The sequence below is a fragment of the Kitasatospora sp. NPDC094016 genome (assembly GCF_040304045.1).
GTDB lineage: Bacteria > Actinomycetota > Actinomycetes > Streptomycetales > Streptomycetaceae > Kitasatospora.
Genome location: NZ_JBEOUK010000058.1, coordinates 26,301 through 50,542 on the forward strand (window position 1 = coordinate 26,301; position 24,242 = coordinate 50,542).

Here is a 24,242-nt window from a genome sequence, read left to right on the forward strand (position 1 = left end):
TTTTCCGGCTCGGCGGCCGTCCGCCGCAGCCCGCCGGCGGCCGTGTACGCACGGCAGGGGCGTGCCGACCGGCGGCCGCGTCCGCACGACGGGCGTGTTCGGCAGCAGGGCCCCGCATTGGTTAACGTGCACGGTGTGACTGCTGAATCGACCTCCCTCCCGAACGGGGCCGTGGCCGCCGGCCTGGCCACCATCGCCGCCGACGGCACCGTCCTCGACACCTGGTTCCCCGCCCCCGCCCTGGCCGCCGAGCCCGGCCCGGCCGGCACCGTCCGCCTGACCGCCGAGCAGGCCGAAGCCGAACTCGGCGCCGGCGCGGCCGAGGCGCTGCGCGCCGACCCGCGCCGCGGCGTCGAGGTGGTCGCCGTGCGCACCACCATCGCCTCGCTCGACGAGAAGCCGCTCGACACCCACGACGTGTACCTGCGCCTGCACCTGCTCAGCCACCGCCTGGTCAAGCCGCACGGCCAGAACCTGGACGGCGTCTTCGGGCTGCTCGCCAACGTCGCGTGGACCAGCATCGGCCCCGTCCCGGTGGACGCGGTCGAGCAGGCCCGCCTCGCGGTCCGCGCCCAGGGCGGCCAGCTCGCCGTGTACGGCATCGACAAGTTCCCGCGGATGACCGACTACGTCGCCCCGTCCGGCGTGCGCATCGCCCACGCCGACCGCGTCCGCCTCGGCGCCCACCTGGCCGTCGGCACCACCGTGATGCACGAGGGCTTCGTCAACTTCAACGCCGGCACCCTCGGCACCTCCATGGTCGAGGGCCGGATCAGCGCGGGCGTCGTCGTCGGCGACCACAGCGACATCGGCGGCGGCGCCTCGATCATGGGCACCCTCTCCGGCGGCGGCAAGCAGGTCGTCTCGGTCGGCGAGCGCTGCCTGCTCGGCGCCAACGCCGGCATCGGCATCTCGCTCGGCAGCGACTGCGTCATCGAGGCCGGCCTCTACGTCACCGCCGGCACCCGGGTGACCACCCCGGACGGCACCGTGGCCAAGGCCGTCGAGCTGTCCGGCCAGGACAACCTGCTGTTCCGCCGCAACTCGCAGACCGGGGCCGTCGAGGTCATCGCCCGCTCCGGCTCCTGGGGCGGCCTCAACGCCGACCTGCACGCTCACAACTGACCTGCGGGACCACGCCGTCGGGGTCCGGAGCCGACTCGGGCTCCGGACCCCGAGTGCGTGCTGCGGCTTTCGGTGGGCGTGCGGGGCCCCTCCCCCCCCTCCCTCCCCTCCGCCCTCTCCTCCTTCCCCTCGCCCGAAGCCCTGGTCCTGTCCCGGCTTGGTCGGGCGCCCGGCTTGCTCGGCGCCGAGCAAGCCGGGTATGTCTCGTCGCGCACCTAGCCCAGGCCGCTTCGCGGCGGCAAGCCGGGATCACCCGGGAGGCTTACGGCGTAACGGAGTTGGACCACATCGGGTGGCGCGCGGTGACCGGCCGCCGGAGCGGTTCGTTGGTGCTGCGGCGGGGGCGTGTGCCTCGGTGGCCAGGCATCAGGCACCCCCGCTGCGCGGGCCGGCCGAGCCACCGCCGGCCGCCTCACGCCGCACTACCGATCCGAAGAGGTCCCGTCATGACCGAACCAACTGCCACGCCGCAGCTCCCGAGCAGCCCGGCGGGCTCGGCCGCCGGTATCTCGTCCGGGCCCGCCCCGCAGAAGAGCTTGCTGGAACAGTTGCACGAACTGCTCGCCTCGGTGTCCGCGGATCTCGCCGAGTTGCAGTTCCCCGGCATCCGGGAGGACGACCCGACCACCTATCCCACCGGTACGGACACCTCCTCCTCCGACGCTCCGGCCACGCCAGGCACCTGGTAGTCCGGCGCCTGCTCCTCCCCCGTCGGCCCGCCCTCGTCCGGCGGGCCGAGCCGGACCACGAGTAAGGGCGAGCCCCGCTCGGCCGGCGCCCCGCCGAGCACCGCGCCTTCCTCTCCCTCCAGCCTGCCCGCCGCCTTCCGCAGCCGCCCGGCCAGGTCCTTGCACTCCGACACCGCGTCCACGCCGTCGATGCACGTCCAGTAGAGGCTCTCGGTGTCGGCCCCGCAGGCCAGCACCACCAGCGTCTCCCCGACGTCCCGCAGCAGCCCGTCCAGTGCACCCAAGGACGGTGCCAGCTCGCCGAGTTCGGCGAGCCGACCGGTCCGGCCACCGCTCAGCACGGCGGCCCTGACGACCGAGCGTTCCAGGCAGACCGCCGCGTGCGCCGCGGCCTCGGCCAGTTGCTGCCCCAGCCCGGCGAGCTCGTCGTCGTCCAGCTCCGCCAGCCTCGCCCCCACCGCCTCGGTGAGCAGCGCGGCCTGCCGCGCCTCGGCCAGCACGTCCGGTACGTGTCTGGCCTCGGCCAGGGCGTGCCGGGCCCTCTTGATCAGTCGCAGCGCCTCCATGGCCACCGCTCCTTTCGCTCGCTGTCGCCGTGGGACCACGACCGCCGGTGGGGCGGTCAGGTGGTCACGGCGAAAGCGTGCGGCGAAGTCGGCGAGGGCGCATCCGTCATCGGGAAAGCTGTGGACAAGTCCGGGGCTGTGGATAACTCCCGTCCCTCACAGGGATTATTCGTCCACGTCCGGGTTGACACCCGCCCCGCCGTGGTCGGTGTCCGCCGGTCCGTCCGGCACCGGGAAGCGGAGCTCGTTCCGCTCGATCTTGGCCGCGAGGGCCTCCAGCGGATCCACCCCGACCACCGTGCAGAACTGCACCAGGTACGCGAGGACGTCCGCGACCTCGTCCCGCACCCGGTGGGCCCGCTCCGGATCGGACATCACCGCGGCCGCCTGCTCGGGCGTCAACCACTGGAAGATCTCCAGCAGTTCGCCGGCCTCCACGCTCAGCGCGGCCGCCAGGTTCTTCGGCGTGTGGAAGGGCTCCCAGCGCCGGGCCGCCGCGAAGTCCGCCAGCCGCTGCCGCAGGGCCTCCAAGGTCGGCCCGGTGGGCCCGGCCGGTTCTCCCGGCCTCGTCACTCGTTCGTTCACCCGTCCAGGTCTACCTCACCCGTCCACCTCCTCCGCCCCCGGGTCGGCGCCGTCCCCGCGCCCGCACTGGGCCGGCACCCGGATCGTCTCGGGCCGCAGCACGGTGTGCCCCGAGTCCGGGTCGCGCCGGCACTCGACCAGCACGGCCGCGCCCGACCGCGGTTCGGCCGCGCCGAGCGCCTCCCGCGCCGCGGCGGGCTCCTGAAGGGCGGCGAGGACGCGCAGCTGGTTGCGCCCGGACATGTCCCGGGCCAGCCGCAGCAGTGAGGCGGTCTGTTCGGTGGCGAGCCCGGCGCCGAGGTCCTCGGCGAGCACGGTGAGCTGCCGGTGCGCCCACGGCACCTCGGCGGCCACGTCGAGGTCGAGCACCCCGGCCCCGGTGAGCAGCACCGCGGCGAACGCGAGGTGGCGCAGCATGCCGTCGGAGGCCTGGTCGGCCCCGGTGCGCCCGAGGACGCCTTCGTCGAAGACCGCGAGGACGCGCTGGTCGGGCCCGCTGCCGCGGTGGGCGAGGGAGAGTCCGAGCAGCGGGTGCGGGGCGGCGGACTGGACGGCGCGCAGGAGCTGCCCGTAGCGGCGCGGGCACTCGTTGCCGAGCCGGGCGAGGACGGCGGAGATGTTGGCGGCGTTGCTGCGCAGCCGGGCCTGCGGGTCAGGCCGGGCCCAGCCGCGCATGAGGGCGGGGACGGGGTGGACGGGGAAGACCTCGCGCAGGGCGGTGAGCAGGTCCTCGGTGGCGGCGAGGACCTGTCGTTCGCCCCGGGAGGAGCCGGCCACCCGGAGCGGCAGTTGCGCGGTGATCATGGTGCCGCTGGGGAAGGGCGCCCGGATGTCGCCCTGGCGGGTGTCGTTGTGCCAGCAGACGTTGACGCGCCGCTTGCGGACGTCCTGTTCGCCGGTGTCGACGAGGGTGCGGCCGTCCAGGGTGAGCGATTCGCGGGCGATCCGCACCGGGCCGTCGGTGCGGACGACGACGTCGAGCCGGATGCGGCCGTGCGGGGAGCGGACGGTGCAGCCGAGGATGACGGCGTCGCGCCCGTGCGGGACGCACCCGGTCAGGCCGCCGCGGACGGGTTTGGCCAGGGGTCCGGTGCGGTCGGGCAGCCCGTCGAAGGAGCCGGCGATCTCCTCTCCGAGGGCGAGTCGGGAGAGCACGGCCAGTGCGTCGAGGGCGTTGGACTTGCCGACGCCGGCGGGCCCGTGCAGGACGGTGAGGGGCGCGAGCGGCAGGACCGCGCGCCGGTAGGACTTGAACGAGGTGAGCCGGAGCTCCTCGACGGTGGGACGTGTTACGGATGGCCGATCGGGCCCCGGGGCGCTCGGTCGGGGGTGGGCCGGCGCGGCGGGCCGGGTGGCGTCGCGGTTCACCCGTCGGACGTTAGCCGCAGGCCGGTCGGCAGAAACGTGCCTGCTCAGGAGATTCATCCCAACGTGGCGGCCACACCCCGCGCGCGCCCGTCGTTCAGCGCCGGTAGGCGGCCACCGTCACGGACGCGGTCACCTCGACCGGGTCCGGCAGGTCCGCGAGCGCGGCGGCCAGCCGGTCCGGGTCGGTGTGCCAGGCGCTGGGGCCCATGCCGACGACGGTGCGCACGTCGTCCGGGCCGAGCCGCAGGGTGAACTCGACCTGCCGCTGCCCGGCGGGGGTCAGGTAGGGGCCGAGCTTCTCGTCGATCCGCCGCTGCTTCTCCTCGTCGACCGACAACAGGCCGAGCGCGCCGACGAGTTCGCGCAGGTGGCGGGCGGTGGGCGAGACCAGCAGCAGGGTGGCGCCGGGGCGCAGCACGCGGCGGATCTCGGGCCCGTTGCGCGGGGCGAAGACGTTGAGCATCAGCCCGGCGGAGGCGTCGCGCAGCGGCAGCGGCCGCCAGGCGTCGCAGACCACGGCACCGATCCGGGGGTGGGCCTTGGCGGCGCGGCGCAGCGCGAACTTGGAGATGTCGAGGGCGGCCCCGACGCGGCCGGGCAGGGCGTCGAGGACGTGGGCCAGGTAGTGGCCGGTGCCGGCGCCGAGGTCGGCGACGAGGCCTTCGGGGTCGGCGGCCGCGGCGGCCTCGGCGAGGGCGTCGGCGATGGGCCGGTAGTGGCCGGCGGCGAGGAAGTCGGCACGGGCGGCGACCATCTCGGCGGTGTCGCCGGTGCCGGTGTGGGCGTCGCCGGCGAGGAGGCTGACGTAGCCCTGCTTGGCGAGGTCGAAGCTGTGGCCGGCGGGGCAGCGCAGGGCGCGCTCGTGCCGGGTGAGGGCCTGCGCGCAGTGGGGGCAGGCCAGGTAGTGCTCGATGTCCTGCAGCAACGTTCCGTCTTCTCTCGCCGTTCAGCCCGGGTGCCCGGGGGTCTCGCGGGTCCGGTGGCCCTGAGCAACCAGCCTAACGACCCCGCCCGACCCCGACGGCCCGCTGCCCGGCCTACCGATCCCGCCCCTGCGCGACGCTCCGGAGCCCGCGCTCCGCCGCGACGCGCAGGGCGAGGGCGGCGAGCGCCTCGGGCGCGCCCGGCCGGCCACGGATGCCGGGGAAGGCGTTGACGTCGACGATGACGGGTTCGGCGGGCCCGTCGAGCAGGTCGACGCCGTAGACGTCGAGCCCGAACACCTCGCCGACGCGCAGGGCGAGGGCGGCCCGTTCGGCGGGCGGCTCCCACTCCTGCCCCCGTCCCGACTCCCCCTGTTCGTCGGCGAGTTCGGACCGCCGCCGGGCGGCGAACACCTGCCGGTCGATCACCCACAGCTTCTGGTCCCAGCCGGTCCCCGGGACGAACGGCTGGGTGACGACGGGCTCGTCGGGCCAGCGCGCGACGAGTTCGCGCAACCGGGCCGGGCCGTCGACCCGGGCGACCAGGTCGTGGCGCCGACTGTTCCGGCTCTTGACGACGAACGGGTAGGCGGAATAAGCGAGTTCGGCGAGCCGCCCGGCGTCGCTGGTGGCCGCGAAGGGCAGGTCGGCTGCGCGCGCGAGTTCGGCCATCCGCACCCGGTCCTGGCAGAGTTCGGTGGCCGCGGCCGAGTTGATGACAGGCGCCCCGCGCCGCTCCAACTCTCGTGCGAGGGAGAGGGATCGACGGGTGTGCGCCTTGAGCAGATAGACGTCGGCGAGCGCCGGTCCCGCCGGGCCGTCAGGGTCGACGATCGTCACCTCGTGCCGGTCCGCCAGCAGGGCGGCGGTCGCCGCGAGCACCGGGTGTCCGGGGTCGGCGGTGATCAGGCCGATCCTCATATCGCCCCGCCCAGGCGATCCCCGCCCAGACCGACCCCGCCAAAGCCGCCCCCGCCCAAGCCGGCCCCGCCGAACTCCCCACGACCGAAGCCCAGTTGCCCGTACCCCGCGCCACCACCCGCCGGCACCAGCGCGGGCGCGGGCGCCGACACGGCCGTCCCGCTGCGCGCGAGCCGCAGCACCGCCCGGGAGACCCTGGCGACCGCGTCCGGCACCTGGCGGAAGCTCGGGAAGTCGTTGATGTCGACGACCACCGGCCCGTCCGGCCCGAGCAGCACGTCGACGCCGTACAGGTCGAGCCCGAACACCTCACCGACCTGCGCCGCGATCCGCGCGACCTCCCCGGACAACGGGACCTGCCGTTCGCGCACGCCCTGTCCGGGGTGGAGCGGGGAGGAACGTTCCGTCGCGAAGAGCTCGCCGTCGACGCAGTACACCTTGAGGTCGGTGCCGGAGTTGGGCACGTAGGGCTGGGCGATCAACAGCCCCTCGTCGGCGAGTTCGGCGCCGAGGTCGAGGAGGTGGTCGGGGCTGGGCACGAGCCGGACGGCCCGACCGGAGCTGCCGTCGGCGGGCTTGACGACGAGCGGGTACTCGGCGGCCGGGATCTCGGCGAGCCGTTCCCAGCGAGCGGTGGCGTAGGTGACGGGGACGGGCAGGCCGCGAGTGCTGGCGATGACGGAGGCGAGCGCCTTGTCGCGGACGCCGCGGATGGAGCGGACGTCGTTGACGGTGGTGAGGCCGACGGCGGCGGCCGCGTCCAGCAGGGTCAGTCCGGGCCCGCCGGAGACGGTCTTGAGCACCCAGGCGTCGTGGCTGCCGGCCCGGATCGCCTCGGAGACCGCCATCAGCGAGTCCCCGGGGCGCAGCACGTCCACCCGGTGCCCCCACGCGGTGAGCCGGCGTGCCACGTCGAGCGGCATGCCGTCGTGCCGGTAGTGCTCCTCCACCAGAAAGCAGAGCCTCATGGGCCTGTCTTCCCCCCTTGCCGAGCCGAGTGCGGACGTCCGCCGTCCCCCTTCGGCAGAGCTGTCAAGGCATCAGCATGCCACGCGGTATACGCACAAGATCGCTGCGAGCCGGTAAGCGTTCGGCAACAATCAGGCGCCCGCACCACCCCGTCCTTCGGCGCCTCCGGCGCGACGCACCGCCCCGCCCGTCACCGCCCCTGGCGTCCCCGGCGCGAAGCCCGGGAACAATACGGTGGCGGGCCCCCGACGCCCCTGCTTGGATGCACGCCGTGACTTCTGTCGATCATGATCCCGACCCTTCCCTCCTCGACGCGATCGAGCGCTACTACGACGCGGTGCCGCGCAGCGCCGCACGGGCCGAGGACTTCGGCCCGCTGACCCTGTTCGTCCGCGAGAGCGCGGGCTGGCCCTACTACGCCCGCCCCACGCTCGACCACGACGGCCCCGCCACCACCGCCGAGGACGTCCTGCGGGTGCTGGCCCGCCAGCGGGAGCTGGGCGAGCCGGAGGCCTTCGAGTGGGTGGCCGAGCGGAGTCCCGAGCTGCGGGCCGCGGTGGAGGCGGCCGGGCTTGCGGTCCACGAGCACCCGCTGCTGGTGCTGGGCCCGCAGGACGAGCCGGCCCCGGCGCCCGAGCTGCCGGAGGAGGTGCGGGTGGAGGTGCTGGGCGCGGACGCGCCGGAGCTGGCGTCGGCGGTCGCCGTTGCGCACCTGGCGTTCGCCGATCCCGGCACCGGCGTGGGTGTCGTGGGCGCCACCGAACTGGCGGAGGCCGCAGGGCGGTTGACGGCGGAGGGCGCGGTGGCGCGGATCGCACGGCGGATCACCGACGGCGCCACCGTGCTGGCCGCCGCGCTGGAGGACGGGTCCGCGCTGTGCGCGGGCCAGCACAATCCGGTGGGCGCGGTCACCGAGGTGGCCGGGGTCGGGACGCTGCCGGCCGCGCGGCGGCGCGGGCTGGGTCTGGCGGTCACCGCGGCCCTGGTCGCGCACGCGCGGGCGAACGGCGTGCGGACGGTGTTCCTGTCCGCCGCCGACGAGGAGGTCGCCCGGATCTACCGCCGGGCGGGCTTCCGCCCGTTCGCGACGGCCCTGATCGCCGAGCCGGCCCCGGACCGGCCCGGCGACTGACCTGCCGAGCGCACCGACCGGAGCTCTGCGGGGCGGACGACGGGGACGACGCGACCGGACGGAAGCCCACCCGGTCAGTCGTCGTCCTCGTCCTCCGCCCCGCTGACGCCCTCCCCCTCGGCCTCGTCGACGACCCACCCCGCCAGCCGTTCGGCGACGCCGGACACGCCGAGCCGCCCCTCCCGGATGGCCCGGGCGAGGCTGCGCACCTCGCGGGCGGTGGTGGCGACGGTGCAGCCGCTGGCGACGAGGTAGGCGTAGGCGACGGCGGTCGCGTAGAGCTCGTTGGTCTTCTCCAGGGCCGGCACCCGGATCAGCTGGTGCATCAGGGCGGCGGCGCGGTCCTGCGGTTCGGGGTAGACGTCGATGTCGAAGATCTCGGCCTGGTGCCGGGCGACGGCCGCGAGCAACGACCCGTAGTCGGTGACCTGCGGGTCACCGGGCGTGTACTGCTCGGCGGTCATGAGCAGCCACGAGAGGTCGACCTCCAGCTTCAACGGCGCACGTCCTTCAGGTCGCCGGACTCCGCGAACTCGGCCAGGAAGGCCGTCTCGTACTCCTTCATGAACTGGGCGGCGGCGTCGACGAAGGCCCGCCCCGCCTCGCCCATGTCCTGCTGGACCAGGCGCTCGATGTACTGGTTCATGCTGATCCCCTGCTGCTCCGCCCGTTCCCGGGCCATCTCCGCGGTCGTGGCGTCCACCCGGACGTTCAGCTGCTTCTTACCCATGAATCTCAAGCTAGCGCTGAAGTGCTAGCACAACAAGGGCGCGCGCACGCCGGGCGGACGCCCCCACGGACGCCCGGCAGGCGCCCCCACGCACACCGGGCGGCCACGCCCGCGGCAGGGTGCCGCGGGCGTGGCCGCCCGGGAGCGGACGCGGGACCGGATCAGAACTGGGTGCTGACCGTCACCCCGCTGAAGTCGGTGTTGGCGTAGAGGCTGATGTAGCGGTAGCCGGCCGTCGGGTTGGTGACGGTGATGCTCTGCGTGCCGCCGGCGTTGGTGGAGGAGGCGGTGAAGGCGTTCGGCGAGGCCCAGGTGTCCGCGTTGTAGTACAGGTACGCGGTGCCGGTGCCGCCGGAGGTGCTGATCTTCAGGGTGCTGACACCGGCCGGCAGGTAGACGTAGAGGTAGTCGAGGTTGCCGGCGGTGGCGGTGAGGTTGGACCGGGAGCAGTTCTGCCCGAGCGCGTCGGTGCGCGGGTCGGTGCAGGTCGGCAGGGTGGTGCCGCCGCCGGTGCCGGTGGTGACGGTGACCGAGGCCGGGGTGCTGGCGGTCCTGCCGGTGGCGTCGGTGACGGTCAGGGCGACGGTGTACGTGCCCGCGGCGGCGTAGCCGTGGCTCGGGTTCCGCTCGTCGGAGGAGGTTCCGTCGCCGAAGGTCCAGTGCCAGGCGGTGATCTGGCCGGGGCCGGTCTGGACGGACTTGTCGGTCAGCGTGACGGTGGCGCCGTTGACGGCCTGGGCGAACAGCGCGGTCGGGCCGGCCGCGTAGCAGGCGCCGGCGGCGCAGCCGTCGAGCCAGGCGTCGAAGTCGGCGTCGTAGCCGGTGCCGATGCCGTTGTAGACCGCGTAGCCGCCCTGGTAGTCACCGGTGCGGAAGTGGCCGAGCATGGCGTAGACGTCGGCCGGGTGCTTCTCGAACATGTACCGGACGGCGAGGTAGCCCCACGGGTAGGTACGCACCGAGTCCGAGTTGCCGTACGTGTTCTGGAAGACGGTGCTGAGCTTGTAGGTGTGCTTGGCGGCCTCGGCCATCGCCTGGGTGTCGGTGGTGCCGCGGTAGGCGTAGGACTCGTACTCGGCGACGCCCTCGATCCACCAGATGTCGGGCACGGAGATCTCGGTGGAGAAGTTGCCCTTCATGTCGTAGATGCCGTCGAGGTAGTGCGTGTACTCGTGGTTGAGGTTCCACACGTTGGCGGTGAAGCCGTCGTTCCACGACTTCTGGTACATGACGCACACGGCGCGGTTGTTCGGGTCGGTCGGGTCCATGACGGTCTGGCCGCCGTTGTCGGTGGAGTTCCCGAAGATCGCCCAGGAGTAGTTCAGGTAGTCGGCCTGGTTGGCGAAGACCGCGAGGGTCATGTTCTTGCCGTACGGGTTGACCGGGCCGTTGTCCTTCACCAGGTTGTGGAAGAAGGTGTCCTCGCCGCGCAGGCTGGTGCAGACGGCGGCCAGGTCGGCGGGCGACAGCGACTCGGTCTGGATGGTGCGGTTGTCGCAGACCAGCTGGTTCGGCAGCACCGCCGCGGTCAGCTTCGCCGGCAGGTCGCAGGTGCCGTAGTACGAGCACTGGCCGGGGTCGAACGCGTTGGCCTGGTAGGCGGTGTGGACGTACAACGGGCCGGTGACGCCGGTGATCTGGGCGCCGTCGAGCACCTCCTTGACCTTCCCCTTGACCGCGGCCTCGACGACGGGGCCGTCGCCGGCCATCCGGCCGAGGTCGTTGCCGGCGTTGACGTCGAGGTAGGCGTTGGCGGTGCCGAGCAGGTCCTTGTGGTTGAGCGCGAAGTCGCCCAGGACGGTGCCGATGCTCGGGTCGGCGCCGACCGCGCTGACGAAGTCGCTGTTCCAGTTGCCCCGCCACAGCGGCGCGGACAGCACCGCGTTGACCGCCTTGAGCATCTTCGGGAAGGCGTTGTACGAGTTGTTGTAGCTGGTCAGCACCTGCTTGTAGACGCCCAGGTAGCTGCCCTGCAGGTTGGCGCTGTCGGTCAGGACCAGCACCTCGTTGAGCACGGTGCCGTTGTTGTCGGTGACGTCGGTCCAGTGCCGGCCGGCGAAGAAGGCGTCGAGCCCGGCCTTGGAGGCGGTGGTGAGCGCCGCGTCGTAGGGGCCGACCGCGTCCGCGTTGTTGGACTGGACGTAGTACCCGGCCCGCAGGAAGAGCACGAGCTGCAGGATGCCGGTCGAGTTGTCCCCGGTGTAGTTCGCCGCCAGGCCCTGGTAGGCGTTGGCGACGGTGAGCATCTGGGATTCCTTGAAGATCCTGCCCGCGTCGGCGCCGGTGACGTTGAACAGCGTGTTCACGCAGTCCGTGGTCGAGCCTTCGAGGAAGGAGACCAGGTCGGCGCCGCTGCGCCCGCCGAAGTCGGCGGGGGCGCAGCTCGCCGCGGCGGCACCGGCCGCACCAGCGACGGCGCGAGCCGCACCGGCCGCGGCACGGGAGGAACTGCCCTGCTGGGAAGCCGAGTTGCCCGGCTTGGCCGCGGGTGCGTGCGGCTGGGCCGGGCGGGGCGCGGTCTGCACGACGGTGCCGGCCGGCTGGCCCATCACGACCTGGCCCAACAGCGCCGGCGGCAGCGGCTTGGCGGCGGGGGCGGCGGCCTCGGAGGGATCGGCCGCGAGGAAGGCCCCCAGCGGCTTCGGGACGGCCGCCGCGGTGTCGGCCGACGCCGGGGCGGCGGCGGACGACCGGGCACCGGCCGACGGCTGGGCGGCCGGCCCGGACGCGGCGAGCGCCGGGACGGGCAGCAGGGTGGCGGCGGTGGCACAGCCGGCGACGACGCCGGCCATGAGCGTGGGGAGGGGTATGCGAAGGCGCACTGCGGGGTCCTTCTCCTGTGGGGGAGGTGACTGGACGACTGCCGAGGCTTGGGGGAAGTCGACGTGATCCTGCCATCGGGCGACCCGTCAGAACAATGTCACAGGTCATATGACATCGACCGCGTCCGGCATAACACCGCCCCAGCGCCGGACCTGACCGCCCCACCGTCGGACCCGACCGCACTACCGGCCGACCCGGCCGGCCTCCCTACGGCCGGACCGGCCGGTACGTCCGCGCCGCCCAGGCCTGGAAGGTCGGCGAACTGGCGATCAGGTCCCGGTAGGCCGCGGCCGCCGCGCCGAACAGCGTCTCCACCACCTCGCCGCTCACCCCGGCGGCCCGCCAGGCCAGCAGGTGGCGGACCCAGATCGGCGTCCCGGCGAGCGGCTTGACCACCACTTCGGCCAGCGGCCTGGTGGTCGCCTGGACGACGGAGATCCCGAGCCCGGCGGAGATCATCTCCTGCAGCTCCAGCCGCCCGCCGAGGAATTCGTGGACGGTCGCCGGGGTGAAGCCCGCTGCGGCGCACGCGCCGTAGAACACGCCGTGCCAGCCGGCCCCGTCGTCGGGGGTGAGGAACCAGTCCTCCTCGGCCAGGTCCACCAGGGCGATCTCGGTGCGGTGCCGGAGCCGGTGGCCCGCCGGGAGCGCGACGAAGGCCGGCTCGGTGACGATGCCGCGGTGCGCGACGGCCGGCGAGTGGCGCAGTTCCCGGCCCGGGTAGTCGACGGCCACGGCGGCCTCCGCGTCACCCTGCTCCAGCAGGTCGACGATGTCCGACGAGCGGTAGACGGAGGTCACCGTGAAGCGCTGGTCGGGCCGCTGGTGCCGGGCCCTGGTGACCAGTGCGGGCAGGATCGGAGAGATGGTCGCGGCCAGCCGCAGCTCCTGGCGGGCCGGCTCGCCGGGGGCCGCCGGGCGGCGGCCGAGGCAGTCGGCGCGGGTGAGAAGGTCGCGCGCGGCGGCCACCACCTCGACGCCGAAGCAGGTCGGCGCGACGCCCACGGCCGTGCGCTCGAACAGCGGCGCGCCCAGGTGGCGTTCGATCCGGCGCAGTTGCGTACTGGTCGCGGGCTGCGAGGCGCCGAGCAGGACGGCGGCCCTGCCGACGCTCCCCGTGTCGGCGATGGCGCACAGCACGCGAAGGTGCCGCAGTTCCAGCTCCATGACCCTCCCCCTCACGCAAGGGCCGCACCCTCCCGGCCGACCGCTCCGGGCGGGAGGGTGCGGCCCCGGCGGTGGCTGTGCAACAGCACACATGACATGTCGGCCGCTCACCTTCGCCCCGCGCGAATCACCTCGTCAAGCCCCCTCCGGGAGCCGAACGGCGGCGCGGGCAGCGGCCTTTACCGGCACATTGCGTCCCCCTGACCACTCCCTGACCCGCACCCCGGCGGCCGCCCTGCCTGGCACCCGCCACCGCGCCCGACGCCGGCCCCGCGAAGCCCCTCCGAAGCTCTCCGACGCCACCCCGCCCGACGCCACCCCGCCGGGGCGAGCGAGACTTGAAGAGTTCTTCGCCTTCCGGGACTCTGAACTCTCCTGAGCGTTCCGCGGAGCGGCACCGACCGGTCTGGAGGCCGGCAATGACAGCCATGTTCGACCAGGAGCTGCGCGAGCAGCTCGCCCAGGCCCGCCGGGACCTCGCAACGGCCCGGACCGAAGGAGACGCCGACGGCGTCCAGGCGTACGAGGGCCGGATCGCCGGACTGCTCCGGCTCGCCGCCCAGCACGGGATCGACCTTCCGCACAGTGCCGACGAAGAGGAGCACAACCGGCCCTGACCGTCCCGCACCGGAACGGCGAGGAGGCGGCACCCGCGTGAACGGGTACCGCCTCCGCTACCGAACTCGGCCGAACTCGGCCGAACTCTCCCGAACTCCCCCGGACCCCCCGCGACCCCTCGCGACCCCTCGCGAACGCAATCAGCGCCCGTCGAAGCCGACCGGCACCCCGGAGGGCCGCCGGGTCACTTCCCGATCGGCTCCAGGACCGCCACGCACTCGAAGTGGTGCGTCATCGGGAACAGGTCGAAGGCCCGCAGCGAGACCGGCCGGTAGCCGCCCTCGCGGAAGAACGCCAGGTCCCGGGCGAGCGCCGCCGGGTCGCAGGCGACGTACGCGATCCGGCGCGCCTCCAGCCCGACCAGGTGCGCGACGGTCTCGCGCCCGGCGCCCGAGCGCGGCGGGTCCAGGACGATCAGGTCGGTGGCGGTGATGCCGGTGCGCGGCAGCAGCGTCTCGACGCGGTCGCACTCGATCCGCACGTTGTCCAGCGCGGCCAGGTTGTGCCGGGCGTCGGCCACGGCCTGCTTGGAGGACTCGATGCCGAGCACCGCGCCCTCCTCGCCGACCCGGTCGGCCAGCGCGCCCGCGAACAGGCCGACGCCGCAGTACAGGTCGAGCGCGTTCTCGCCCCACTGCGGGTCCAGGCCGTCGAGGACGGCGTCGACCAGGGTGTCCGGCGCCTCGGGGTGGATCTGCCAGAAGCCGCCGTTGCTGACCCGCCAGGTCCGCCCGGTCGCCCGCTCGCGCACGAAGCTGCGGCCGTGCACGCGGTGGATGTCGCCCTGGTCGTCCACCCGGGCGATCGACACCGGCTTGTCCAGCTCGACCAGCGGCAGCTGGGCGCCGGAACGCGGGGTGAGCACCACCTGGCGGTCCGAGGAGCCGCTCGCGGCGATCACCTCGACCGAGGCGATGCCCGGCCAGTCGCGGGCCTCGATGCCGAGTTCGGTGACGCCCTCGGCGGCGATCAGGCAGCGGTCCACCGGCTGCACGTCGTGCGAGCGGTGCTTGCGCAGGCCGACCTTCCCGGTCTCCTGGTCCACGGCGTACTGCACGCGGGTGCGCCAGGTCGGCACCTGCCCGGCCGGCAGCTTGCCGCCGACCGGCTCGACACTGCCGTCCCAGCCGGCCTCGGCCGGGGTGAGGCCGGCCAGCTTGGCCAGCTGCTCGGTCAGCACCTGCCCCTTGAGCTTGCGCTGCCCGCCCGGGGTGACGTGCTGCCAGTCGCAGCCGCCGCACTTGCCGGGCCCGGAGAACGGGCACGGCGGCGTGATCCGCTCCTTGGCGGGCTCCAGGATCTCGACCGCGTCGGCCCGCAGGAACCGGGAGGTGGAGGTGCCCTCGGTGACCAGTGCGACCACCTTCTCGCCGGGCAGCGCGTGCCGGACGAACAGCACCCGGCCCTCGTGCCGGGCCACGCAGTGGCCGCCGCCGTGCGCGACCGGGCCGACCTCGACCTCGTAGCGCTGGCCGGCCAGCGGATCGCCGGACGGCGTCTCGGGCCGCGCGGCCCGCGGCGCGGTGCGCAGCGCCTTCGGCGGCCGCACCGCCTGCTTGCGCGGCCGCTCCCCCGGCGTGCGGGGCGCCTGCGCGCGGGAGCCCTGCGCACGGTCGCCCTTCGGCGCACCGTCCTTGGAGCGCTCGGCCTTCTGCGTGCGCTCGGCCTTCTGCGCACCGTCGGTCTTCTGCGTACGGGCGGCCTTCGGCTTCCCCGTGTCGGCTTCCGCCGGACGCGCGGGAGCGGGCTCGCCCGGCGCGAGCGGCGCGGTCTGCGCGGTGAAGCCGTCGCGGTCGGTGGCGGCCGGGCGCACGGGCTTGCCCCAGCGCGGCCGGGCGACCTTGCCGGGCTTGGCGGCGCCCTTGCGGGCGCCCTTGCCCGAGGATCCGGAGGAGCGGGACGGGGTGTTGCGGGTCACTGGGCGGAGTCCTTGCTGCTGTCAGCGGTGGCGTCTGGCATAACGGGGACCTTCGACTTTACGGCCTTCGGCGCCCGAGGCTCGCCACGCCGGACGGCACCCGGCGCCGACCAGGCCTTCTGCGGCTTGCGCCGCTCGGAGGACTCCAGCTGCCACGGCACCGAGGTGACCATCACCCCGGGCTTGAACAGCAGCCGTCCCTTGAGCCGCAGCGCGCTCTGGTTGTGCAGCAGGTGCTCGTACCAGTGGCCGACCACGTACTCGGGGATGTAGACCGACACCACCTCGCGCGGGCTGCTGCGGCGCAGGTTCTTCACGTAGTCGAGGACGGGCCCGGTGATCTCGCGGAACGGCGAGTCCAGCACCTTGAGCGGCACCTCGATGCCGCGCTCGTCCCATTCCCGGCGCAGCGCCGCCGTGTCGGCCGGGTCGACGTTGACGGTGACGGCTTCCAGGGTGTGGGCGCGGGCGAGCCTGGCGTAGGCGAGGGCGCGCAGCGCGGGCTTGTGCAGCTTGGAGACCAGCACGATGGCGTGCACCCGGGTGGGCAGCACCACGTCGTCCGGCTCCTCGGCGGCGGTGAGCTCCTCGGAGACCCGGTCGTAGTGGCGGCGGATGCCCTTCATCATCACGAAGAGCACGACCATCGCGGCGATCGCGATCCAGGCGTGGCTGATCTTGGTGACCAGGACGACGATCAGCACGGCCATGGTCATCACCAGGCCGAAGGTGTTGATCGCCCGGCTGCGCTGCATGTGGCGGCGCTTGGCCGGGTCGGTCTCGGTGCGCAGCAGCCTGGTCCAGTGCCGGATCATGCCGGACTGGCTCATGTTGAAGGAGACGAAGACGCCGACGATGTAGAGCTGGATCAGCCGGTTGGGGTCCGCGTCGAAGGCGATGACGAACAGGATCGCGGCGATCGCCAGCAGGATGATGCCGTTGGAGAAGGCCAGCCGGTCGCCGCGGGTGTGCAGCTGGCGCGGCAGGTAGCGGTCCTGGGCGAGGATCGAGCCGAGCACCGGGAAGCCGTTGAAGGCGGTGTTCGCGGCGAGCACCAGGATCAGGCCGGTGACGGCGGCGACGAAGTAGAAGCCGGGCGTGAAGTTGTTGAAGACGGCTTCGCTGATCTGGGCGAGCGCGGTCTTCTGGTGGTAGCCGGGCGAGGAGCCGACGAGCTGCTCGGCCGGGTTCTCGGCCATCTGGACGCCGGTGAGGCGGGCCAGCCAGATGATGCCCATGAACATCACCACGGCGATGCTGGCCATCATCAGCAGGGTGGTGGCGGCGTTCTTGCTCTTGGGCTTGCGGAAGGCCGGCACGCCGTTGGAGATGGCCTCCACGCCGGTGAGCGCGGCGCAGCCGGAGGAGAACGACTTGAGCAGCAGGAACACCATGGCGAACCCGGCCAGCGAGTCGTTTCCGGGGGTGGCGGCGAGGTGGAAGCCGGAGCTCTCGGCGGGCATGTCCTGGCCGAACAGGAAGTGCCGGACGAAGCCGTAGCCGACCATGCCGATGACGCCGATCATGAAGGCGTACGTCGGGACGGCGAAGGCGGTGCCGGATTCGCGGACGCCGCGCAGGTTCATGCCCATCAGCACCACCACGACGATGACCGACAGGGTCAGTTCGTGGCCGCGCAGCGCGGGGACGGCGGAGACGACGTTGGCGACGCCCGAGGTCGTCGAGACGGCCACGGTGAGCACGTAGTCGACCATCAGGGCGCTGGCGACGACGAGCCCCGACTTGGGCCCGTGGTTGACGGTCGCGACCTCGTAGTCGCCGCCGCCGCTCGGGTAGGCGTGCACGTTCTGCCGGTAGGAGGCGACCACCGCGAGCATCACGATCGCGACGACGACGCCGATCTGCCAGGAGAAGTGGATCGCCGAGGCACCCGCCACGGAGAGCGTCAGCAGGATCTCCTCGGGGGCGTACGCGACCGAGGAGAGCGCGTCCGAGGCGAAGACGGGCAGCGCGATCCGCTTGGGCAGAAGTGTTTCGCCCAGTTTGTCGCTGCGCAGGGCGCGCCCGATCAGGATGCGTTTCGGTAGGTCAGTCGGCATAGGCACGTTAAGGAATCGTAGGGGCTTCCCGGGCCGGGCTCCGCCGTTTGTCCCCCCCTTCGTCGCGACCGCGTTCTGTGGACCGGCTAGCGTGTCGGATACGAGTCGGCGGGCAACACTCACGTTGTGAGTCGGCGCCCCACGAGAACGCTCGCCCAGGGAAGCCGGGCGGGAAAGGGAGATGAACGGTGTTTGCGCAGGTCAAGAACCCTACGGGACGGGTGAGGTAGCGCCGGTGCACATCGTCATCATGGGCTGCGGCCGCGTGGGCTCGGCCCTCGCCAGAGCCCTGGAGAAACAGGGCCACTCGGTGGCCGTGGTCGACCAGGACCCGACCGCGTTCCGTCGGCTGGGCGCCGGGTTCAACGGGCGCCGGGTGACCGGCGTCGGCTTCGACCAGGACACCCTGCGCGAGGCGGGCATCGAGGAGGCCGGCGCGTTCGCCGCGGTCTCCAGCGGCGACAACTCCAACATCATCGCCGCGCGGGTGGCCCGGGAGAACTTCGGCGTGGAGAACGTCGCGGCCCGGATCTACGACCCCCGCCGCGCCGAGGTCTACCAGCGCCTGGGCATCCCGACCGTGGCGACGGTCCGGTGGACCGCCGACCAGATGCTGCGCCGGCTGCTGCCGAGCGGCGCCGAGCCGCTGTGGCAGGACCCGAGCGGCGGCGTCCAACTGGCCGAGGTCGCCTACGACCCGGGCTGGGTCGGCCACCGCATCAGCGGGCTGGAGGAGTCCTCCGGCGCCCGGGTGGCGTTCGTCACCCGGCTCGGCGAGGGCGTGCTGCCCTCGCCCCAGATGGTGGTGCAGGAGGGCGACCTGGTGCACGTGATGCTGCGCCGGGGCGACCTGACGGCGGTCGAGGCCGCGTTCGCGCAGGGGCCGAAGGAGGAGGGTCACTGATGCGGGTCGCCATTGCCGGGGCCGGTGCCGTGGGTCGCTCGATCGCGGGCGAGCTGCTGGAGAACGGGCACGAGGTCCTGCTGATAGACAAGAACCCCAACTCCATCTCGGTGGAGCGGGTGCCCATGGCGGAGTGGCTGCTGGCCGACGCCTGCGAGATCACCTCGCTGGACGAGGCGGCACTGCAGCGCTGCCACGTGGTGATCGCCGCGACCGGCGACGACAAGGTGAACCTGGTCGTCTCGCTGCTCGCCAAGACCGAGTACGCGGTGCCGCGGGTGGTCGCCCGGGTGAACAACCCGAAGAACGAGTGGCTCTTCAACGAGTCCTGGGGCGTGGACGTGGCCGTGTCCACCCCGCGTCTGATGTCCGCCCTGGTCGAGGAGGCGGTCAGCGTCGGTGACCTGGTCCGGCTGATGCGCTTCAGCCAGGGCAACGCCAACCTGGTCGAGCTGACCCTGGCCGCCGACACCGAGCTGGTCGGCACCCGGGTGGGCGACGTGGCCTGGCCGCAGGACACCGCGCTGGTGACGATCATCCGCGAGGGCCGGGTGCTGGTGCCGGGCAAGGACGACACCCTGGAGGGCGGCGACGAGCTGCTCTTCGTGGCCGCGCAGGAGCGCGAGGAGGAGTTGGAGGACCTGCTGTCGGCGTCCTCCGGCGCCCAGTAGGGCCGAAGGCGCGGACCGGACACGGGCGAGGGCCCGCACCCACCAGGGGTGCGGGCCCTCGCCCGTCGCGTTCGGACCGGCCGGGGCTCCGGCTAGCGGGCCGGCTCCTCGTCGTCGTCGAACTGCGCCTTGATCGGCGGCGGCGCCTTGAGCAGGATCTGCCAGGTGACGTACATCGCCAGCAGCATCGGCGGGATGCCGAGGGCGACCTTGAGCCAGCCGAGCAGGTTGACGTTGTGGGTGAAGTACAGCGGGAAGAGGATCACCGGCTTGAGGCCCATGATCACCACCCAGGCCCAGGTCGCCTTGGTGTAGGCGGCGAACCGGCCCGGGTTCTCCTTGCGCCAGGTGAACATCTCGCCGGTGACCGGGCCGAGCATCACACCGATCATCGGCCAGCGCACCAGGGCGGAGACCGCCAGGGCGATGCAGTAGCCGACGTTCCACAGCAGGCCGGGCAGGTAGAAGTCCTCGGCGCGGCCGCTCTTCATCGAGATCCAGGCGCCGAGGGCGACGCCGAACACCCCGCTGAAGGCGTGCTGGACGGTCTCCCGCCGGGCCAGCCTGGTCACCACGAACACCGCGCACAGGCCCAGCGCGGCCCAGGCGGCGGAGCTGACCTGGTGGGTGATGTTGAAGGTGACGATGAAGACCAGGCCGGGCAGCGTCATGTCGATCATGCCGCGCACGCCGCCGAAGGCCTGCAGGATCGTGTCGGCCGCCTCCTTGGAGGCGGCGGCCTTGCGGGCGGCCTCCTCGGCCGCGCTGTCGGCGGCCTCCGTGGCGACGACGGCCTCGCGGACGGCCGCGTCGGCCGCGGCCCCGGGTCCGTGCGGGCCGGGCGGCGCGTGGTGGTTCGCGGCCAGGTCAAGCTGGGCGGCGGACTCGCCGCCGGGCTGGTTGCTCACGCTCATTCGCTCCCGTGTCCGACCGGACGCAGCTCATAGCGGGGGTTGAACAGCACGCGGCGCCCGCGTGCGTGGCTGATCCGGCCGCTGGCGACGAGCCGGCGGCCCGGCTCTATGCCCGCGATCGAGCGGCGGCCGAGCCAGACCACGTCCAGCGCCTCGGTGCCGTCGAAGAGTTCGGCCTCCAAGGCCGGCACCCCGGCCCGCGGGCGGAGCGTCACCGTGCGCAACGTGCCCGCGACGGTGACCAGCTCGCGGTCCGCGCAGCCGGCGATCGGCGTGCAGCCCGACTCCGCCGCGCTCTCCTGGCGCAGCTCCTCGGCCTGCAACTCCTCGGCCGAGGATGTCAGCCGGCTGAGCATGCGGCGGAAGCGCCCCTGCGGCTGGTCGCTGCTGTTGTCACCACTCATGTCGGAAGGGTACCGGTTTCCGCGCCCCCGGCGGCAGGCCGTGCGACCACCGGGAGCGCCCCGGGATCAGCTCTCGAAGCGGTAGCCCATGCCCGGTTCGGTGATGAAGTGGCGCGGGTGCGAGGGGTCGCGCTCCAGCTTGCGGCGCAGTTGGGCGAGGTAGACCCGCAGGTAGTTGGTCTCGGTGCGGTAGGCGGGGCCCCACACCTCCTGGAGCAGCTGGGTCTGGCTGACCAGCCGGCCGGCGTTGCGGACCAGCACCTCCAGCAGGTGCCACTCGGTCGGGGTGAGGCGGACGTCGGTGCCGTCCCGGTTGACCTTCTTGGCGGCGAGGTCGACGGTGAAGCTCTCGGTGACGACCAGCGAGTCGTCCTCGCCCGCGACGGGCTCCGCGCGGCGCACGGCGGCGCGCATCCGAGCGAGCAGTTCGTCCATGCCGAACGGCTTGGTGACGTAGTCGTCGGCGCCGGCGTCCAGGGCCTCGACCTTCTCGTCGGAGGCGTGCCGGGCCGACAGCACGATGATCGGCACCCGGGTCCAGCCGCGCAGGCCGCGGATCACCTCGACGCCGTCCATGTCGGGCAGGCCCAGGTCGAGGACGACGACGTCGGGATGGCGGGCGGCGGCCAGTTCCAGGGCGCTCGCGCCGTCATGGGCAGCGTCGACCTCGTACTTGCGGGCCTTGAGGTTGATCACCAGCGCGCGGACGATCTGCGGTTCGTCGTCCACGACGAGGACCCGGGTCATTTACGGGCTCCGCCTTTCAGGGCTGTCGGACTTACGGACTGTGGGACTTGCTGAACATACGACGTGCGGAAGCGGGGAACGACAGGCCGGAGCGGCAGGCCACCGGCTGTCACGTGATCAGCCGCGACAGCGGATCGTGCCCGTCCCCGGCCGCCTCCCCCGGTTCCGGCGGACGCTCGGCGGCGGGCAGGCTGACGACCATGGTGAGGCCGCCGCCGGGGGTGTCCTCGGCGGTGACGGTACCGTCCATCGCCTCGACGAAGCCGCGCGCCACCGCGAGCCCGAGCCCCACCCCGGCGCCGCGCGGCGCGTCCCCGTAACGCTGGAACGGCGCGAAGATCCGCTCCTTGGCGTCCTCGGGCACGCCCGGGCCGCGGTCCACGATCCGCAGCTCGACCCGCGCGGAACCGCCCGGCTGACGCAGCGCGTCGGCCTTGACCAGCACCTTGACGCCGTCCGGGCTGTACTTGACGGCGTTCTCGACCAGGTTGGCCAGCGAACGCTCCAGCAGGCCACCGTCGGCCCGGATCATCGGCAGCGTCTCCGGGACGTCGAGGCGCACCGACTCGGGCGGCACCCCGCCGAGGGCGAACGGCACCACCTCGTCCAGGTCGGTCTCCTGGATCAGCGGGGTGACGGTGCCGGTCTGCAACCGGCTCATGTCCAGCAGGTTGTTGATCAGGTGGTCGAGCCGGTCGGCCCCGGCCTCGATGCCGGCCAGCAGCTCCGCCTCGTCCTCCGGCGCCCACTCGACGTCGGCCGCCCGCAACGAAGTGACGGACGCCTTGATCCCCGCCAGCGGGGTGCGCAGGTCGTGCGAGACGGCCGCCAGCAGGGCGGTGCGGATCCGGTTGCCCTCCGCCTCCCGGCGGGCCGCCGCGGCCTCCCGGGCCAGCCGGCGGCGCTCCAGCACCACGGCCGCCTGCGCGGCGAACGCCCCGAGCAGGCGCCGGTCCGCCCCCGGCAGCACCCGGCCGCGCAGCACCAGCGCCAGGCTGTCGCCGACCGGGACGTCCACGTCGGCCTCCTCCGGCCGCTCCGGCGGGCGCGGCCCGGCGGTGGCGACCGGCACCCAGGCACCGAGCGGCTCCGGGCGCTCCAGCAGCGCGGCGCTCTCCTGCCCGAAGGTCTCCCGGACCTGCTCCATCAGCGCGGTCAGCACCCCGTCCCCGTTCGGCGCGCCGCGCAGCACGGTACCGGCCAGCGCGCTGAGCGTCTGCGCCTCGGTCTGGCTGCGGGCGGCCTGGTGGGTGCGCCGGGCCGCCAGGTCGACCACGGAGGCGACCGAGATGCCGACCACGGTGAATATCGCCACCGCCATGATGTTCTGCGGCTCGTTGATCGTGAAGGTGTGGATCGGCGGCGTGAAGTAGTAGTTCAGCACCGACGAGGCGACCAGCGCCGACCCGATCGCCGGCAGCAGCCCGCCGACCAGCGCCGCGCACACCGTCAGCGACAGGAACAGCAGCATGTCGGTGGACAGGCCCAGCCCGCCGATCGCGGTCAGCACCAGCGCCAGCACCGGCGGACCCGCCAGCCCGATCAGCCAGCCCGCGATGGTGCGGGAGCGGCCCAGATCGGTGATCCGGCGCACCGGCACCCGCCCGCGGCCGTGCCCGGCGTGCTCGTGGGTGACCATGTGGATGTCGATGTCGCCGGCCTCCCGGGTCACCGTGGTGCCGACGCCCGGCCCGTAGAGGTACTGCCAGGCCGGCCGGCGGCTGGTGCCCAGCACGATCTGGGTCGCGTTCACGCCCCGGGCGAAGTCCAGCAGCCCGGCGGCCGGGTCGTCGCCGAGGACGGCGTGGAAGGAGCCGCCGAGGCTCTCGACCAGGGCCCGCTGCTCGATCAGCGTCTGCGGGGAGCCGGTGCCCGAGAGCCCGTCCGAGCGGGAGATGTGGACGGCGAGGAGCTCGCCGCCGGAGACACGGGCCGCGATCCGAGCCGCCCGCCGGATCAGCGTCGCCCCCTCGGGGCCGCCGGTCAGGCCCACCACGATCCGCTCCCGGGCCTGCCAGGTGCCCTCGATGCCCTGCTCGGCCCGGTACTTCTGCAGGTACTCGTCGACCCGGTCGGCGGTCCACAGCAGCGCCAGCTCGCGCAGCGCGGTCAGGTTGCCCGGGCGGAAGTAGTTGGCCAGCGCCGCGTCTATCTTCTCCGGCGCGTACACGTTGCCGTGCGCCAGCCGCCGCCGCAGCGCCTGCGGCGACATGTCGACCAGCTCGATCTGATCGGCCCGGCGCACCACCGCGTCCGGCACGGTCTCGCGCTGGCGCACTCCCGTGATGCCCTCGACGGCGTCGCCGAGCGACTCCAGGTGCTGGATGTTGACGGTGGAGATCACGTCGATCCCGGCCGCCAGCAGCTCCTCGACGTCCTGCCAGCGCTTGGCGTTGCGGCAGCCGGGGATGTTGGTGTGCGGCAGCTCGTCCACCAGCGCCACCTGCGGGCGGCGGGCGAGGACGGCGTCCACGTCCATCTCGGTGAACGCGGCCTCCCGGTGCACCAGTTGCTGGCGCGGCACGACCTCCAGCCCGTCGACGAGCTCCGCGGTGAGCCGCCGGCCGTGATCCTCCACGAACGCCACCACGACGTCCGTGCCACGCTGCTGTCGCCGGTGCGCCTCGGCGAGCATGGCGTACGTCTTGCCGACCCCGGGGGCCGCCCCAAGGTAGATGCGCAGCCTGCCTCGTCCCATGAGCACCATTCTTGATCCGGCTCTGCCCCGGGGCCACCCCCGGACACCTGTTCCCCTTCCCTTCGAGACTACGGCGTGAGCGGCGATTTTCCGCTGATCAGTGGACTGATCATGCGGTTTTAGCGACATATTGACGGCGCCCACCCCCTCGGCCGGGCCGGTGTGAAAGCCTTCTGCCGTGTCTCCGGGAAATGCAAAAAGACCCCCTCCCGGATGGGAGGGGGTCTTTTCGGAATAATTGTTCGGCGGCGTCCTACTCTCCCACAGGGTCCCCCCTGCAGTACCATCGGCGCTGTAAGGCTTAGCTTCC

Annotated in this window: 22 protein-coding genes and 1 rRNA gene; 6 read left to right on the top strand and 17 right to left on the bottom strand. The window is 73.1% G+C overall.

Annotated features, from left to right (window positions below; translation table 11 throughout):
* Positions 1 to 135 precede the first annotated feature (135 nt).
* Positions 136 to 1,125: a 2,3,4,5-tetrahydropyridine-2,6-dicarboxylate N-succinyltransferase gene (gene dapD, locus ABT015_RS34175; RefSeq protein ID WP_350886190.1), complete on the top strand. Its 990-nt coding sequence runs from the start codon at positions 136 to 138 to the stop codon at positions 1,123 to 1,125.
* A gap of 446 nt (positions 1,126 to 1,571) precedes the next feature.
* Positions 1,572 to 1,814: a hypothetical protein gene (locus ABT015_RS34180; RefSeq protein WP_350886192.1), complete on the top strand. Its 243-nt coding sequence runs from the start codon at positions 1,572 to 1,574 to the stop codon at positions 1,812 to 1,814.
* Here the strand turns inward: ABT015_RS34180 and ABT015_RS34185 are convergent.
* From ABT015_RS34185 to ABT015_RS34210, 6 genes are all read right to left on the bottom strand, one after another.
* Positions 1,754 to 2,380: a DUF6099 family protein gene (locus tag ABT015_RS34185; RefSeq protein WP_350886194.1), complete on the bottom strand. Its 627-nt coding sequence runs from the start codon at positions 2,378 to 2,380 to the stop codon at positions 1,754 to 1,756. The genes ABT015_RS34180 and ABT015_RS34185 overlap by 61 nt on opposite strands.
* A 165-nt stretch (positions 2,381 to 2,545) precedes the next feature.
* Positions 2,546 to 2,953, bottom strand: coding sequence for a nucleotide pyrophosphohydrolase (locus tag ABT015_RS34190; protein WP_350886230.1), 408 nt, complete (start codon positions 2,951 to 2,953; stop codon positions 2,546 to 2,548).
* A gap of 27 nt (positions 2,954 to 2,980) precedes the next feature.
* Positions 2,981 to 4,333: an AAA family ATPase gene (locus ABT015_RS34195; RefSeq protein ID WP_350886196.1), complete on the bottom strand. Its 1,353-nt coding sequence runs from the start codon at positions 4,331 to 4,333 to the stop codon at positions 2,981 to 2,983.
* Positions 4,334 to 4,427: 94 nt separating this feature from the next.
* Positions 4,428 to 5,258 carry a putative RNA methyltransferase gene (locus ABT015_RS34200; RefSeq protein ID WP_350886198.1) on the bottom strand — a complete coding sequence of 277 codons (831 nt, stop codon included), beginning with the start codon at positions 5,256 to 5,258 and terminating at the stop codon, positions 4,428 to 4,430.
* Positions 5,259 to 5,370: 112 nt separating this feature from the next.
* A complete protein-coding gene (locus ABT015_RS34205) occupies positions 5,371 to 6,177 on the bottom strand; it encodes an ATP-grasp domain-containing protein (protein ID WP_350886200.1) in 807 nt (268 codons plus the stop codon).
* Positions 6,174 to 7,145, bottom strand: coding sequence for an ATP-grasp domain-containing protein (locus ABT015_RS34210; RefSeq protein WP_350886202.1), 972 nt, complete (start codon positions 7,143 to 7,145; stop codon positions 6,174 to 6,176). The genes ABT015_RS34205 and ABT015_RS34210 overlap by 4 nt, the downstream gene beginning before the upstream one ends.
* A gap of 272 nt (positions 7,146 to 7,417) precedes the next feature.
* Here ABT015_RS34210 and ABT015_RS34215 point away from each other — a divergent pair, with 272 nt between their 5' ends.
* Positions 7,418 to 8,278: a GNAT family N-acetyltransferase gene (locus ABT015_RS34215; protein ID WP_350886204.1), complete on the top strand. Its 861-nt coding sequence runs from the start codon at positions 7,418 to 7,420 to the stop codon at positions 8,276 to 8,278.
* Positions 8,279 to 8,352: 74 nt separating this feature from the next.
* Here the strand turns inward: ABT015_RS34215 and ABT015_RS34220 are convergent, their stop codons facing one another.
* From ABT015_RS34220 to ABT015_RS34235, 4 genes are all read right to left on the bottom strand, one after another.
* The gene (locus ABT015_RS34220; protein ID WP_350886206.1) at positions 8,353 to 8,775 is read right to left on the bottom strand and encodes a fic family toxin-antitoxin system, toxin component; all 423 of its coding nucleotides are present in this window, start codon (positions 8,773 to 8,775) and stop codon (positions 8,353 to 8,355) included.
* The gene (locus ABT015_RS34225) at positions 8,772 to 9,008 is read right to left on the bottom strand and encodes a toxin-antitoxin system HicB family antitoxin (RefSeq protein WP_350886208.1); all 237 of its coding nucleotides are present in this window, start codon (positions 9,006 to 9,008) and stop codon (positions 8,772 to 8,774) included. The genes ABT015_RS34220 and ABT015_RS34225 overlap by 4 nt, the downstream gene beginning before the upstream one ends.
* A 161-nt stretch (positions 9,009 to 9,169) precedes the next feature.
* On the bottom strand, positions 9,170 to 11,830 hold the full coding sequence (locus ABT015_RS34230) for a collagenase (protein ID WP_350886210.1): 2,661 nt from the start codon (positions 11,828 to 11,830) through the stop codon (positions 9,170 to 9,172).
* Positions 11,831 to 12,038: 208 nt separating this feature from the next.
* Positions 12,039 to 12,998, bottom strand: coding sequence for a LysR family transcriptional regulator (locus ABT015_RS34235; protein ID WP_350886212.1), 960 nt, complete (start codon positions 12,996 to 12,998; stop codon positions 12,039 to 12,041).
* Between the two features lie 419 nt (positions 12,999 to 13,417).
* Here ABT015_RS34235 and ABT015_RS34240 point away from each other — a divergent pair, with 419 nt between their 5' ends.
* Positions 13,418 to 13,615, top strand: a complete 198-nt coding sequence (locus ABT015_RS34240; protein WP_350886214.1) for a hypothetical protein — start codon at positions 13,418 to 13,420, stop codon at positions 13,613 to 13,615.
* A gap of 185 nt (positions 13,616 to 13,800) precedes the next feature.
* Here ABT015_RS34240 and ABT015_RS34245 read toward each other — a convergent pair whose 3' ends face one another.
* Both ABT015_RS34245 and ABT015_RS34250 read right to left on the bottom strand, forming a co-directional pair.
* Positions 13,801 to 15,147 (bottom strand): class I SAM-dependent RNA methyltransferase, encoded by a 1,347-nt coding sequence (locus ABT015_RS34245; RefSeq protein ID WP_350886232.1) that lies wholly within the window; start codon positions 15,145 to 15,147, stop codon positions 13,801 to 13,803.
* Positions 15,148 to 15,530: 383 nt separating this feature from the next.
* A complete protein-coding gene (locus tag ABT015_RS34250) occupies positions 15,531 to 17,600 on the bottom strand; it encodes an APC family permease (RefSeq protein WP_350886216.1) in 2,070 nt (689 codons plus the stop codon).
* Positions 17,601 to 17,829: 229 nt separating this feature from the next.
* On the opposite strand from ABT015_RS34250, the gene ABT015_RS34255 reads away from it, so the two are divergent.
* Both ABT015_RS34255 and ABT015_RS34260 read left to right on the top strand, forming a co-directional pair.
* Positions 17,830 to 18,498 (top strand): potassium channel family protein, encoded by a 669-nt coding sequence (locus tag ABT015_RS34255; protein ID WP_350886218.1) that lies wholly within the window; start codon positions 17,830 to 17,832, stop codon positions 18,496 to 18,498.
* A complete protein-coding gene (locus ABT015_RS34260; RefSeq protein ID WP_063347598.1) occupies positions 18,498 to 19,169 on the top strand; it encodes a potassium channel family protein in 672 nt (223 codons plus the stop codon). The genes ABT015_RS34255 and ABT015_RS34260 overlap by 1 nt, the downstream gene beginning before the upstream one ends.
* A 92-nt stretch (positions 19,170 to 19,261) precedes the next feature.
* Here ABT015_RS34260 and ABT015_RS34265 read toward each other — a convergent pair whose 3' ends face one another.
* The 5 genes from ABT015_RS34265 to rrf all read right to left on the bottom strand — a co-directional run.
* Entirely contained in the window at positions 19,262 to 20,077 is an 816-nt protein-coding gene (locus ABT015_RS34265) for a DUF3159 domain-containing protein (protein ID WP_350886220.1), read from the bottom strand.
* Between the two features lie 2 nt (positions 20,078 to 20,079).
* Entirely contained in the window at positions 20,080 to 20,487 is a 408-nt protein-coding gene (locus tag ABT015_RS34270) for an OB-fold nucleic acid binding domain-containing protein (RefSeq protein WP_063347599.1), read from the bottom strand.
* Between the two features lie 66 nt (positions 20,488 to 20,553).
* Positions 20,554 to 21,234: a response regulator gene (locus ABT015_RS34275; protein ID WP_033351413.1), complete on the bottom strand. Its 681-nt coding sequence runs from the start codon at positions 21,232 to 21,234 to the stop codon at positions 20,554 to 20,556.
* 109 nt (positions 21,235 to 21,343) lie between these two features.
* The gene (locus ABT015_RS34280) at positions 21,344 to 23,932 is read right to left on the bottom strand and encodes an ATP-binding protein (RefSeq protein WP_350886223.1); all 2,589 of its coding nucleotides are present in this window, start codon (positions 23,930 to 23,932) and stop codon (positions 21,344 to 21,346) included.
* A gap of 240 nt (positions 23,933 to 24,172) precedes the next feature.
* A 5S ribosomal RNA gene (rrf, locus tag ABT015_RS38065) occupies positions 24,173 to 24,242 on the bottom strand; the annotation flags it as partial.